11 protein-coding genes are annotated in these 13,724 nt (G+C 66.5%); 3 read left to right on the top strand and 8 right to left on the bottom strand.

Going from position 1 to position 13,724, the window contains the following annotated elements; genetic code table 11:
- Positions 1–53: 53 nt before the first annotated feature.
- On the bottom strand, positions 54–1,511 hold the full coding sequence (locus F3J19_RS16940) for a UbiD family decarboxylase (protein WP_167043348.1): 1,458 nt from the start codon (positions 1,509–1,511) through the stop codon (positions 54–56).
- Between the two features lie 304 nt (positions 1,512–1,815).
- Here F3J19_RS16940 and F3J19_RS16945 point away from each other — a divergent pair, with 304 nt between their 5' ends.
- Together F3J19_RS16945 and F3J19_RS16950 are read left to right on the top strand one after the other, a co-directional pair.
- A complete protein-coding gene (locus F3J19_RS16945) occupies positions 1,816–2,751 on the top strand; it encodes a LysR substrate-binding domain-containing protein (protein WP_167043350.1) in 936 nt (311 codons plus the stop codon).
- Entirely contained in the window at positions 2,748–4,355 is a 1,608-nt protein-coding gene (locus F3J19_RS16950; RefSeq protein ID WP_167043352.1) for a class I adenylate-forming enzyme family protein, read from the top strand. Before F3J19_RS16945 ends, F3J19_RS16950 begins: the two co-directional genes overlap by 4 nt.
- Before the next feature lie 37 nt (positions 4,356–4,392).
- Here F3J19_RS16950 and F3J19_RS16955 read toward each other — a convergent pair whose 3' ends face one another.
- The 7 genes from F3J19_RS16955 to F3J19_RS16985 all read right to left on the bottom strand — a co-directional run bounded on the left by F3J19_RS16955 (position 4,393) and on the right by F3J19_RS16985 (position 11,967).
- Positions 4,393–5,442 carry an XdhC family protein gene (locus F3J19_RS16955; RefSeq protein ID WP_167043354.1) on the bottom strand — a complete coding sequence of 350 codons (1,050 nt, stop codon included), beginning with the start codon at positions 5,440–5,442 and terminating at the stop codon, positions 4,393–4,395.
- A 32-nt stretch (positions 5,443–5,474) separates the two neighbouring features.
- Entirely contained in the window at positions 5,475–5,852 is a 378-nt protein-coding gene (locus tag F3J19_RS16960; protein ID WP_167043356.1) for a RidA family protein, read from the bottom strand.
- A gap of 5 nt (positions 5,853–5,857) precedes the next feature.
- Positions 5,858–7,243 carry an MFS transporter gene (locus F3J19_RS16965; RefSeq protein WP_167043357.1) on the bottom strand — a complete coding sequence of 462 codons (1,386 nt, stop codon included), beginning with the start codon at positions 7,241–7,243 and terminating at the stop codon, positions 5,858–5,860.
- Positions 7,244–7,353: 110 nt separating this feature from the next.
- Positions 7,354–7,845 (bottom strand): (2Fe-2S)-binding protein, encoded by a 492-nt coding sequence (locus F3J19_RS16970; protein ID WP_167043359.1) that lies wholly within the window; start codon positions 7,843–7,845, stop codon positions 7,354–7,356.
- A 2-nt stretch (positions 7,846–7,847) separates the two neighbouring features.
- A complete protein-coding gene (locus F3J19_RS16975; protein ID WP_167043361.1) occupies positions 7,848–10,169 on the bottom strand; it encodes a xanthine dehydrogenase family protein molybdopterin-binding subunit in 2,322 nt (773 codons plus the stop codon).
- Positions 10,166–11,044, bottom strand: coding sequence for a xanthine dehydrogenase family protein subunit M (locus tag F3J19_RS16980; RefSeq protein WP_167043362.1), 879 nt, complete (start codon positions 11,042–11,044; stop codon positions 10,166–10,168). Before F3J19_RS16980 ends, F3J19_RS16975 begins: the two co-directional genes overlap by 4 nt.
- Before the next feature lie 92 nt (positions 11,045–11,136).
- Positions 11,137–11,967 (bottom strand): alpha/beta hydrolase, encoded by an 831-nt coding sequence (locus F3J19_RS16985; protein ID WP_167043364.1) that lies wholly within the window; start codon positions 11,965–11,967, stop codon positions 11,137–11,139.
- A 712-nt stretch (positions 11,968–12,679) separates the two neighbouring features.
- On the opposite strand from F3J19_RS16985, the gene F3J19_RS16990 reads away from it, so the two are divergent.
- Positions 12,680–13,687: a porin gene (locus F3J19_RS16990; protein ID WP_345891045.1), complete on the top strand. Its 1,008-nt coding sequence runs from the start codon at positions 12,680–12,682 to the stop codon at positions 13,685–13,687.
- The last annotated feature ends 37 nt before the right edge of the window (positions 13,688–13,724 follow it).

The raw sequence follows: 13,724 nt of genomic DNA on the forward strand, positions 1-13,724 counted from the left end.
GGGTGGTGGCGGCGCCGGCTCCCGGCGCCGCGTTCATTGCGGCTCGCGCATGCTCAGTCGAGCACGTGCCGCCACTTTTCGCGGACCTTTTCCTGCAATTCCTTGCTCGCCTCGGCCACTTCGGGAAACTCCTTGATGAAGTCGTACGGACGGCAGGCGTCGATGATCGCCTTCGAATTGAACGGCGCCTTGTACGGATACGCGATCGACATCGGATCGTTCTTCGAGCCCATGCCGCGCTTGATGATGTCGATGTCGAGGTCCGGATCGGAGCGCGTCGCGACGGCCCACATCACTTCCTGCAGATTCGACGGATCGATGTCCTCGTCGACCACGATCGTGTAGCGCGACATATACGCGCCGACGCCGCACTGGTTCAGGATGTGCCCGGCCTGGCGCGCATGGCCCGCATAGCGCTGGCGGATCGACACGACGTTGAACATGCGCGCGCCGCCGATCTCGTGCGCCCACACGCCTTCGACGTCGGGCACGCCGGCGGCCTGCAACGCGTCGACGAGCAGCGCCGAGCGCATCACCGCCTTCGAGTACGAGTAGTCGTTGGGCGGTTTGGCCGGCGGGCTGCCCATGATGATCGGCTGGTTGCGGTAGTAAATCCGCTCGATCGTGACGACCGGCGCGGTCTCCGCCTTGCCCGGGTAATAGCCGTGGAATTCGCCGAACGGCCCTTCGATACGCTCGTCGCCCGGATGCGCATAGCCTTCGATCACGATCTCCGAGGCGCTCGGGAACGGCAGGCCGGTCAACTGGCCGTTCACGACTTCGACCGGCTTGCCGAGAATCGCGCCGATGTAGTTCAATTCGCACATGCCGAACGGCACTTCGATGCCCGACACGAGGTAGCCGAGCGGATCGCAGCCGATCACGATCGCGACCGGAAACGGCTTGCCGGCCTTCATATGTTTGTCGTATTGAATCGCGCCGTGCTTGCCCGGAATCATGTCGAGGCCGACGTGATTGCGGTCGTGAATCATCACACGATAGGTGCCGACGTTGATCCAGTCGGAGTCGAGGTCTTTCGTGACGACCATGCAGCCGGTGCCGATATAGCGGCCGCCGTCCTTTTCATGCCACAGCGGCGACGGAAACGAAAACAGGTCGACGTCGTCACCGCTTTGCACGTTCTCGAACACCGCGCCGTCGTTCACGACGACCGGGTCGTACCCCTCGGCCTGGCTTTGCCATTGCTTGGGCTTGCCGCGCAGCGTCTGCACGAGCGCCTTGTGCGATTCGCCGCCGGCGAGGCGCAGGATCGACGCGAGGCGCGCCGGGCTCGCTGTCGTGCAGGTCGCTACGCGAAAACCCTTGGGATAGCCTGGGATATCGTCGAAAAGCAGCGCGCTCGGGCGCTCTTTCTTCACGTTCAGCTCGCTGATCGCGCCCAGTTCGAGGTTCCAGTCCGCGCCCGATACTTCCGTCAATTCGCCGAGCGCGCGCGCCTCGTCGAGCCATGCGCGCAGGTCCAGTGAATGGGCTTTCGCCGTTTGACTCACGGTGTTGTCTCCTTGGTCTCGCTGATACCGGTTCTGTGGGGTCGTCCGCGTGAAAGTGGCTCAAGCGCGGCATCGTAGGCGCAACATTGCAGCATCGATGCACATCGTGCAAACGATCCTCTTTCATAGAGGGGATGAGTTTCTTTCATGCTCTGCCGTGCGCGATTATCCCCCCTCGCGAGGCAGCCTCGCCGCGGCGCGCGCGCTTCGTCTTCGCGCTCCGTCTTGTGTGCGCACCGCTACGTACGTTAATCTCAAACCGACTATAATCCGACCTTCCGAATGTGATCCGGCCTGACATCGCATGAGACCGTACATCCCATCCCTGCAGAGCCTGCTCGCGTTCGAAGCGGCATCGCGGCACCTCAGTTTCACGCGCGCGGCGCAGGAACTCGAACTCACGCAAACCGCGATCAGCCATCAGATCAAGACGCTCGAAGAGCGGCTCGACATCAAACTGTTCGTACGCCGTCGCAACGTGCTCTCGCTGACACCAGCGGCGCGCGAATACCTGCAGTCGGTACACGAGGCGATCAATCTGCTGTCGATGGCGACCGACCGCGCACGCAAGAAAAAACCGAGCGCAGTGCTAACGGTCGCGAGCCTGCCGACCTACGCGATCAAGTGCCTGATTCCGAAGCTGCCCGACTTCCAGCGCCGGCATCCGGACATCACGGTACACCTCGCGACCAGCTCGAACTTCGACGAATTCAAGCGCAACAGCTACGACGTCGCGATCCGCTACGGCTCGGGACGCTGGGCCTCGGTGCGCGCCGACCGCCTGCACGGCGAGACGTTTTTCCCCGTGTGCGCGCCGGGCGCGCTCGCGGAAGCCGGAGCGTTCGATTCGATTGCCGAGGGTCTTGCGCGCTTCCGGCAGATCCGCACCTACTTCTATTCGATGTACCAGGACGACTGGCCCAGTTGGCTCGAAGCGGCCGTGCGCGAGCCCGTCGAATTCGCGGGCGAAGCGGTATTTCATCTGCAACTGACGTCGCTCGCGGCGGCGGTCAATGGCGTCGGACTCGCGATCGGCCGCTCGCCGCTCGTCGATGCCGATCTCGCGAGCGGCGCGCTGGTCGCGCCGTTCGACGTGCGCGTGCAATCGAATTCCGCCTATTTCATCGCCTCGCCAATCGACAAGGCCAAGCTCAAGAAAGTCGAGCTATTCCGCGAATGGGCGCTCGAGACGCTCGCCGAACCGGTGGCGGCCCGCCCCGCGCGCACCGAGACCGCATGACCGTCGCGTTGCCGTTCGCGCGCGTCGGCGCGCTGCTCGACGCGCACCGGCAACGCACGCCGCACAAGACGGCGCTCGTCGACGTCGAGCGCAATCTGTCGATCGACTTCACGGAACTCGCGCAGTACGTCGATGCGCTCGCGCGCCAGTTGCAACGCGCAAACGTCACACGCGGCGCGCGCGTGGTGCTGGCCGGCAGCGAGGGCATCGAGAAGCTGCTGCTGTGGCTCGCGCTGTGGCGGCTGCGCGCGATCGTCTGTCCGCTCGATGTCGCGTTCCTCGGCGCGCACGGCGCACAGCGCGTGTTCGATCGCATCGATCCCGCGTTCGTGCTGATCGCTGAGCACGCGGACGAAACCGTCCTGCCCACGAGCGGCGCGCGCATCGTGCGCTTTGGCGCGTGGCCCGCGAATGCGGATGCAGATGTGGACACGAATGTGGACAAAGCGCGAGCGCAACTGCGCTTCGTGACCACGCCCCTCGCCACGGCATCGAACCATGACGACGATACGCCGCTACGCGACACCGACGAACCCGGCAGCATCGACGAAATCGCCGCGATGTGCTGCACATCCGGCACCACCGGCGTGCCGAAGGTCGTCGTCTACGATCATGCGAGCTACTGGTACAACGGCCTCGATACCATCGACCTGCTTGCGCTCACGGCCGACGACCGTACGCTCGAATACCGCTCGTTCGACTGGTATTCCGCGCAGATCCTGAGCCTGATTCCGTTCCTGCAACTCGGCTCGACGCTGTGCGTCGCGCGCAGCTTCTCGCGCAGCCGCTTCGCACAGTGGATCGCCACACATCGCGTGAGCGTCAGCGCCGGCGTGCCGACCGTGCTGAACCTGCTGCTCGAAGCGCCGGTCGACATCGAGGGCGGCAAGCTCGCGTCGCTGCGCGCGATCACCTGCAGCACCGCGCCGCTGTCGACCGTGCAATGGGCGCGCTTCGAGGCGCACTACGGGATTCGCGTGCTGAACCTGTACGGGTCGTCGGAAGCGGGATGGATGTGCGGCAACCGCTATACGCGCCGCAAGTTCGGCACGGTCGGCTATCCGGTCGGGCATATCGGCTTCTCGGTCGTCGACCCGAACGGTGCGCCGTGCGCGCCCGGCACGCCGGGCCAGGTGGTCGTCGCGGGCGAGAAACTCGCACTCGGCCTGTTGAACGACGCGCACCGGATCGAGCCGATCCGCGGCGCGCCGCTCGCCACGCGCGACGTCGCGAGCATCGACACGCAAGGCTTCGTGGTCGTCTCGGGCCGCATGGACGATCTGATCATTCGCGGCGGCGTGAAGGTGCTGCCGCAGGAAATCGAGGACCTGCTGCTCGAACATCCCGCCGTGCAGGACGCGGTGGCGGTCGGCGTGCCCGATCCGATCTACGGACAGGAGCCCGTGTGCTTCGTGGTGCCGCATCCGGGCATGAAGATCGAGATCGCGGAACTGGTCACGCTGTGCCGCGCCAAACTGCCGCGCGAAAAACAGCCGCGCCAGATTTATCTGGTGAACGAATTGCCGCGCAACGCGCGCGGCAAGATTCTGCGCGACGCGCTGCGCCGCGAGTGGTGGACATTCACGCACTCGGGCAAACCCTGAAGTACGGCGACCTGAAGCACGACGAACGGCGCGTGAGTCAACCGGCCGCTTCGAGTTCGAGCAGCGCCGGACACACGGCTTCGTCCGGCTCGTACGCCCGCGTTTCCCTTTCGCGCTCGACAGGCGTCCGCGCGGCGACACCATTCCTCGCCGCGGTCAACTCGGCCGCGATCGACACCGCGATCTCCGGCGGCGTGCGGCTGCCGATCGACAGTCCCGCGGGACCGCGCAAGCGCGCGAGCTGCGCCTCGCTGACGTCGAACAGCTTGAGACGCTCGCGCCGCTTCGCGCTATTCGAACGCGAGCCGATCGCGGCGACGTAGAACGCTTCGGTCTGCAACGCATCGATCAGCGCGAGATCGTCGAGCTTCGGATCGTGCGTCAGCGCAACCACCGCGCTGTGGCCGTCGAGTTTCATCGCGAGCACCGTATCGTCGGGCATCGTGCGCACGAGACACACGTTCGGCACGTCCCAGTCGTCCGCATACTCTTCACGCGGATCGCAGACCGTCACCTGATAGCCGAGGCCCACCGCGATCGTCGCGAGAAAACGCGCGAGATCGCCCGCACCGATCAGCAGCAGCCGATAGCGCGGCCCATGCACGGTCGTCAGCGTATGCGCGTCGCAACGCAACTGCTCGTCGGCACGCGCGGGCCGCAGCCGCGCGCGGCCGCTCGCCAGATCGAGTTCGCGCGCCACCCGTTCGCCGCCGCCGATGCGCGCGGCCAGCGTGCCGATGCCGCCCGGCGCCTGCGCGTCGGCATCAAGCGGCTCCAGCACCAGTTCCATCGTGCCGCCGCACGGCAGGCCAAAGCGCCGCGCTTCGTCGGCGGATACGCCATAGGTCACGCGCTCCGGCAAATGCGTGACGAGCGGCGCGCGGCGCATGCGGTCGATCAGGTCGTCCTCGATGCAGCCGCCCGACACCGAACCGCATACGACGCCGTCGTCGCGCAGCGCGAGCATCGCGCCGACCGGCCGCGGGCTCGAACCCCACGTGCGCGTGACCGTCGCGAGCACCACGCGGTGGCCGCACCCGAGCCAGTCGACGCAATGCCGCAGCACCTCGACGTCGATACTCTCCATCGCCTCTCTCCTCGCTCCTCGCGTACGCGCCGTCAGTTCCGCGCCACGGCCACCATCTGCACCTCGACGAGAAAGCCGTGATGCAGTTCCGGCACCGGCACGACCGCGCGCGCCGGCTTGTGATCGCCGAACACGTCGGCGTAGATCCGGTTGAACTCGGGCCAATAGTCGATGCCGACGATATAGGCGATGCACTGCACGACGTCGCCCATGTCGCTGCCGGCCGCCTTCAGCACGTTCTCGCAATGCGCAAGCACCGCGCGCACCTGGCGCTCGAAGTTGTCGGGTCCGTCGGTGGCGACGCCGGGGCCGGGCAGCATCCCCGAGACGAACGTGAAACCGTTGGCGGTGACGGCCTGCGAGTAGTGGCCGCCGGGCGGCGGCACGTCTTTCGACTGGATGAATTGCATGATAGTCACACCTGTTCAGGAAGAGGTTGGCCGCGCGTCTCGGGCAGAAACGGCGCGAGTACGATGCCGATCACGTAAATGAAGCCGACCGTCACCGCCGCGTGGCCGTAGCCGCCGAAGCGCGAGATCAGCGTGCCGGCGACGAGCGGCCCGGTCCACGCGAGAAAACGCGGTACGTTGAAGCAGAACGCGATCGCGGTACCGCGTACGCGCGTCGGGTACAGCTCGGGCAACCACGTCGGCTGCCACGTATATTGCCCAAGACTGAAGAAGCCCGTGACGCACGCGACCGCGAGCAGCACGGCGATCTCGTGCGTCCACAGGAACAGCACCGGCGTCAGCACGAACGCCATCACGAAGAACAGGAACGTGATGCGGCGGCGGCCGAAAGCGTCGGCGAGAAAGCCGAGGCCGATATAACCGGCGATCGCGCCGACGTTGTACGCCATACCCGCATAGCTCGCCCACGTCGGCGCGGAAAGGCCCGCATGCGCGGCGACCGAGCCGATATACGGCGGCACCCACGTCGAGATGCCCCACCAGCCGAGCGTCGTCGACAGCGACATCAGCACCGCGATCACGGTGCGGCGGCGCAGCTCCTTCGAGGCGAACAGGTCGAGCAGCGTGAAGCGCGCGAGCGCCTGCTGGTCTTCGCCGAGCCGCTCGCCGGCGCGCTTGCGCCTGAGCGACTCGCGGCGTTCGCGATCGACGCGCTCCCATTGTTCGGATTCCGGAATGCCCGAGCGCATCCACAGCGTCGCGAGTCCCGGCAGCACGCCGATCAGGTACATGTAGCGCCACGCGTGCTCGCCGCTGTGGCTCATGAAGAGCCACACGAACGAGGCGACGAAGAAGCCCGTGCCGAGCCCGCATTGCATGAGACCTGCGCCCTTGCCGCGATGCTGGTCGGGCCAGATTTCGGCGGTCATCGCGGTGCCGGTCGCCCACTCGGAGCCCATCGCGAGCCCGACGACGAAGCGCAGCATCGCGAACGAGAGCCAGTCCCACGCGAACGCCGAGAGGCCCGTGGTCAGCGAATACGCGAGGATCGCGAACATCATCATGCGCTTGCGGCCGATGTAGTCCGCGAGCACGCCGCCGATCAGCCCGCCGAGTCCCCAGCCGAGCAGCGTCAGCGCGATCACGAGGCCGGCGTAGAACGGAATCTGCGGATGCAGCGACGGCGCGAGCAGTTGCGCGAGCGCGCCGCCGACCGTGAGGATCAGCGCATAGGTTTCGTAGCCGTCGAAAAACCAGCCGAGATTGGACGCGATCAGCGCGCTCCACTGCTGGCGGTTGATCGAGCGATACCAGACGGGCGCGGGTGCGCTGCCCGCGGATGGCGGAGTCGCGCGGGCGCGCTCGCCGCGTCCGTTGGCGGAAGAAGGCATGGGTGGTTGTCTCCGGGAACGGCGGGGAGTGGCGGGAAGCGACGCGCCGGCGCCGGCTCCCGCCCGATGCAGCACGTGCGGATGTTCTTGTTGTCGCGCGTGCGGGCGGTTTACGCGGACGCCGTCTCCTTGCGGCGCTGCGCGGCGAGCTTCACCGCCTCGATGATCTCCGGGTAGGCCCCGCACCGGCACAGATTGCCCGACAGGTAGTGGCGAATCTCCGCCTCGGTCGGATCGGGATTCTCGGCGAGCAGTTGCCGGCTCATCATCAGGAAGCCCGAGGTGCAGAAGCCGCACTGGAACGCGCCGCAGTCGATGAACGCCTGCTGGATCGGATCGAGCGCGCCGTTCGCGTCGAGATGCTCGACGGTCGTGACTTCGGCGCCGTTCGCCATCGCCGCGAGGTACAGGCAGCCCGACACGCTCTCGCCGTTCACGAGCACCGTGCAGCAGCCGCACAATCCCTGGCCGCAGCTTTCGCGCGCACCGTACAGGCCGAACTCGTTGCGCAGCACTTCGAGAATCGTCAGATGGGGCGCGACATTGGCGCGCACGCGCTCGCCGTTCAGCGTGAATTCGAGGTTAATCAGGGTCTCGCTCATGGTCATTCCTCAGGCAGCGGTTCGTTGCGTGCCGCGCAGATGGCGCGGTACACGGCTTCGGGCGTGATCGGCAGCGTCTTGATGCGCACGCCGACGGCGTCTTCGATCGCCTCGGCAATCGCCGAGGCGACGCCGAACGTCGAGCTCTCGCCGACGCCCTTCGCGCCGAACGGCCCGTTCGACTGATACGCGTCGACGGTCTCGCGGCCGATCCGGTGCGGGATGTCGTGGATGCCCGGAATCTTGTACTCGGCAAACGACGCGTTGCGCAGCTGCCCGACTTCATCGAACTCCATGCGCTCGAACATCGTGATGCCGAGCTGCATGATCGCCGCGCCCGAAATCTGCGTATCGACGACCTTCGGATTGATCGGCGTGCCGCAATCGACCACGTTCTCGAAACGCACGATCTTGAAGTGGCCGGTCTCGACGTCGACTTCGACTTCGACGCCGGTGCCGCCCACCATCCAGTTCGGCGTGATGTTGTCGGACTGGCCGGTCTCGTGATCGGGCTTCGTGTACGGCGGAATGAAGCTGCCGATGCCGACGATGTTGCCCGCCTGCATGCCGTACTTGCGCTTGAGCAGATCGCCCGCGCGCGCCGGTTCGTCGGCCGGCACGCCCAGTTCGTCGGCGAGCTGGCGCAGCTTCGCGCGCGCGTCCTCGGCCGCGAGGCGCACCGCGTGGCCCATGTGGAACGTCGAGCGCGAGCCGAGCGTCGCCATGTCGTACGGCGTCGAATCGGTGTCGGGACGGATCACCTTGATCTTTTCCGCGTCGATGCCGAGCACGTCGCCGGCCATCAGCGCGATCGCGGTGTCCGAGGCCTGGCCCATGTCGACGGTGCTCGAATAGACCGTGCAGCTGCCGTCGGCCGACAGGCTCACCATCGCGACCGAGGTGGTCGGCGCAACCAGCGCCTTGAAGCCGATGCCGACGCCGCGGCCACGGCGCACCACGCCGCTGCCGCGTTCGAACGGCGCGCTCCAGTTCATGCGCGTAGCGACGCGGTCGAGCACCAGTTCGAGCGCGGCGTCGCGCATCACGGTGCCGGTCGCGTGCGGCTGGCCGTCGCGCAGCAGATTGCGGCGGCGGAACTCGACCGGATCGAGCTTGAGCTTGCGCGCAATCATGTCCGCGTGGCTCTCGTACGCCCACACCATCTGCGGAATGCCGAAGCCGCGGAACGCACCGGCCGGCGGCAGGTTCGTGTACACCTGATACGAGTCGATCGACACGTTGTCGATGTCGTACGGGCCGCTCGCGGTGAAGCCAGACTTCTGCGTGACGCGCGGGCCGATGTCGGCATACGCGCCGCCGTTCCACCACACTTCGCAGCGCCGGCCCGTGATGCGGCCGTCCGCCGAGACGGCGGTCTGCATGCGGAAGGTGGTGGCGTGTTTCGTGATCGTGAAGAACTGCTCTTCCATCGTCAGCGCGACGCGCACGGGACGGCGCGTCAGCAGCGCGAGCGCCGCCGCGAGCGCTTCGACCTTGATGTAGAGCTTCGCGCCGAAGCCGCCGCCGAGCAGGCCGACGCGCACGCGCACGCGGTTTTCCGCCCAGCCGAGCAGCCGCGCGATCTCGATGCGCACGAACGACGGGCTCTGCGACGCGGTGTGCAGCGTCAGCGTGCCGGCGTTCTCGCCCGGTTCCGCGACCGTCACGATCGGCTCGAGCGGCACGTGCATGACCTGCTGCGTCGTGAAGGTATCGTCGAATACGTGGGCGGCCTGCGCGAACGCGGCATCGACGTCGCCGCGACGCACGCGGAAGTCGAGCGCGACGTTGGTCGCCTGGCGGCCCGCCAGATGCTTCAGGTCCGGAAACGTGCCGGCCGGCTTCAGCTCTTCATGCACGTGAATGTCGGAAGCCGCCGCCTCGACTTCGTTGAACACCGCCGGCAGTTCTTCGTATTCGGCGTAGATCAGGTGCGTCGCTTCCTCGGCCGCATGCGGATCGCTCGCGAGCACCACCGCGACCGGCTCGCCGATATAGCGCACCTTGTCGACCGCGAGGATCGGCTGGTCGTGAAACGCCGGGCCGAAGAACGGCTCCGGAATCACGCGGCGAATGTCGTCGGCGGTATAGACCGCGAATACGCCCGGCGCCTCGCGCGCGGCGCTCGTGTCGATCGACACGATGCGGCCGTGCGCGACCGTGCTGCGGAAAATCTTCGCGTGCAGCATGCGCGGCAGCGAGACGTTATGGATATAGCCGGCGCGCCCGGTCACTTTGGCGTTCGCTTCCAGCCGGTTGATGCCGCGTCCGACCTGACGCGGCGCGGCGCCGGTTTCGAGCGGCGCGGTTTCGATGATGGTCATGCCTGCTCCTTGTTGCGAGCCGCCTCCAGCGCGATGCGCACCGCGCGTCCGAGGTAGACAGTCAGCAGATGTTTCTTGTAGCTCGCCGAGCCGTGCGGATCACCGACAATGTCGAGCGACGCCGCCCCCGCCTCGCCGGCGCGCGCGAGCGTCGCCGCATCCGGCAGCGCGCCGCGCAGGATCGCTTCGGCATCGACGAGACGCGTCGGCCGGTCGGTCGCCGCGCCGACGATCACGCTCGCGTTGCCGATCCGCTCGCCCTGCATGTCGAGCACGACCGCGACGCCGAGCGCCGGCCAGTCGTGCGAGGCGCGCGTGGTCACTTTCATGTAGGCAGCCGGACGGCCGGCCTGCGCGGGCACCGTCACCTTCGAGATCAGTTCGTTGCGCGCGAGCACGGTCTCGTAGTAGCCGGTCGCGAGTTCCTCGACCGGCAGCGTGCGCTCGCCGGCGGGGCCCGTCACGGTGACGCTCGCGCCGAGCGCGCTCAGCACCGGCGGCATGTCCATGTGCGGATCGGCATGCGCGAGATTGCCGCCGAGCGTCGCGACGTTGCGCACCCGCACGTTCGACAGCGTGCGCAGCGTGCGCGCGAGCAGCGGCCAGCCTTCGCGGACTTCCTGCGAATGTTCGAGCGCGGCGAGCCGCGTCAGGCCGCCGATCTGCAGTTCGCCGTTGCCGCCGATCGAAATCCGCGAATGCTCGGGCTCCACGTCCTGCAGGCTGACGAGCCGCGTCGGGCGCAGCACGCCGGCCTTCATCATCAGCATGATCGCCGTGCCGCCGCCGACCGGGCGGATGTCCGGGTCCTCGGGATCCAGAAGCGCGATCGCCTGCTGCAGCGAGCGCGGTGTAGCGAATTCGAATGGCGCCATTCGGCCCCCCTTCCTTAATGCAAATCCGGTTGTGACGCGTTTATGTGAGGCTCTGATGCGACGCGCTTATTTGACACACTTATTTGACGCACCTACGCGATGCGCTTGATCAGCGCGAGCAGTTCGTTCGCGACGAGTTCGGGCACTTCGAGCGGCGTCAGGTGGCGCGCCTTCGGCACCTCGGTCAGCGTCGAGCCGGCGATGCCTTCGTGCAGCGCACGCGCCATCGCGGGCGGTGCCGCATAGTCTTCCTCGCCGACGATCACGCAGGTCGGCACGCGCAGCTTCGCCATTTGCGCGCGGCCGTCGTAGGCGCCGAGCATCCGGCCGGTCGCGGCGAACGCGGCGACCTCGTTGCGCAGGAACGTATCGACGCAGCGCTGCACGACGTCCTTGTGGGTCGCGCGGAACTCGTCACCGAACCAACGGGTGGTCTGGAACTCGACCAGCCCGGCGAGCCCTTCCTTTTCGGCCTTCGAGGCGCGCACGTCCCAATCCTTCGGCGCGGTTTCGCCATACCAGGCCGTCGTGTCGATCAGGCCGGCCGCACGCGTGAGTTCCGGGTACGTGCCCGCGAATTCGAGCGACACGCAGCCGCCCATCGACGCGCCGGCGATCAGTACGCCGCCGAAGTCGAGCGCGGTCACGACGTCGCGCACGTCGGCGGCGAACTGCGCGACCGTGTACGGGCCGGCCGGCTTGTCCGACGCGCCGTGCCCGCGGCAGTCGAGCGCGAGCACCGCCGCATGCGGCACGAGGCGTTCGACCACCGGCTGCCAGAACGCGCGATCCATGGCGAGCGAATGAAGCAGCACGACGCGCGGCACGCCGTCGCGTTGTCCGTAGAGGCTATAGCCGATGCGCGTACCGTCGCGCACGCTCACGTGCGACGACACGGCATCGCGTTCGATTGAGGCAGTCATCGTGAGGGAATCCGTTCGGTGAGAGAGGGGAAGGTCTTCGTGGGCCTGATATTGCGGGCGCGAACCGCGCGCCGCAAACGACGATCTTTCATGGGGGGCATGAAAAAGTTTCATCGGGGAAGCGGGTGTGCCGGCGGCATCCGGCAGTTTGCTGCCCGCAACTTTCGTGGCGGGCGGCCGGTACACGAACCGTAAGCTTTGCGACGCAGGGTGAACGTCGGTCGCCAGCACGGGCCTGGCCGACGCAGCCGCCGGCAAGATGCCAGCAAGATTAAGGACGCCCGCAGCGCCCTCTCCGCCATCGAGCGCCGCCGCGCAAGCAGAACAGCCGGCTGATGCCAGCCATCTCCCCTCAGGCATATCTGACATCACCGACCTGCACCTACCCGCACGGCACGGTGATTCATAAACTGCTTTCGCTCGCCCATCGAGACGCGCATCCGGGACTCGCATGAGCGCCTGCATCAGCGCATGACCACTGCCATGCGCCGACCGGCCGTCCATCGCGAACCAGAAGACCGAACCGAAACAGACAGAGGACGCCGATGACCTCGTCGGCACCCCATCCCATCTGACGATGGCTGCCATTGCGCGAACGCTGATCCCCTTCGCGACGATGTCTTGCGTTCAAAAAATAATTAATCAGGAGACTGAATCGATGTACGGACTCGAACGAACCACGGCGCGCGAATTCAAGCGCGCAGGCTGCTTCATGGCTGCGTCACTGGCCTTGCTCGGTCATGCGGCGCACGCCCAATCCCTCCCGGGTGGATCGTCGTCGGTCGATCTGTATGGCCTGATCGGCATGTACATCGACCAGTCGAAAGTCAGCACGACACCGCATGGAACGGTTCAGGCCGGCGGCGGCGGACTGACCACGTCGTACTGGGGATTGCGCGGCCGCGAAGACCTGGGCGGCGGCAATGCCGCGATCTTCGTGCTGGAAAGCTTCTTCCGCCCCAACACCGGGCAAATGGGACGCAACGCCACCGATGGCCTGTTTTCGCGCAACGCCTACGTCGGATTCTCGACCCCATACGGCACGCTCAAGCTCGGCGAACAGACGACCCAGACCTACACCAATCAGATTCTCCTCAATCCGTTCGGCGCGTCGGTCGTGTTTTCTCCGCTGGTGGTTCAGTCGTACACCGCCGCGTACAACAATACGGTGATCGGCGATACGGTCTGGGACAATGTGGTCGGCTATTACAGCCCCTCGTTCCATGGGCTGACCGGCGCGGTGCAATACGGAGTGAGCAGCGTCACCGGCTCGCAGGGGCGCGACAATCTCGGCCTGCATCTGAACTACGAGAACGGCCCCGTGCAAGTCGCGCTCTCCGCGCAGCGTGTGCGCGCTGCGATAACCGCACCGGGCGCCGAGCAGTATCTGTATCTCGCCGGCGCGACCTACAACGCCAACTTCGCAAAGTTCTACGGCGCACTACAAACGACCAATACCACCACCGCGCAGGTCGGGTCGCATACCTATCAGGCGGGCCTGTCGATTCCCGTGACTGCCGTGTCGGTGATTCTCGCCGAATGGGCCATCACCAGACAGCGTGCGCCACACGACAACGACACGGTCCACAACACGGGATCGGTCGCCTACGATTACAACCTGTCGAAGCGCACGGACGTCTACGCGGCCTACTCGTACGACAAAATTTCGTCAAAACCGTCCGGCAGCACATACGGCGTTGGCATGAGACACACGTTCTGATCTCTGCGGGCCGGCGCCTCGGCCCCCACTACGCCGG

Source organism: Burkholderia sp. Ax-1724 (genome assembly GCF_011752995.1).
In the GTDB taxonomy this organism is placed as follows: domain Bacteria; phylum Pseudomonadota; class Gammaproteobacteria; order Burkholderiales; family Burkholderiaceae; genus Paraburkholderia.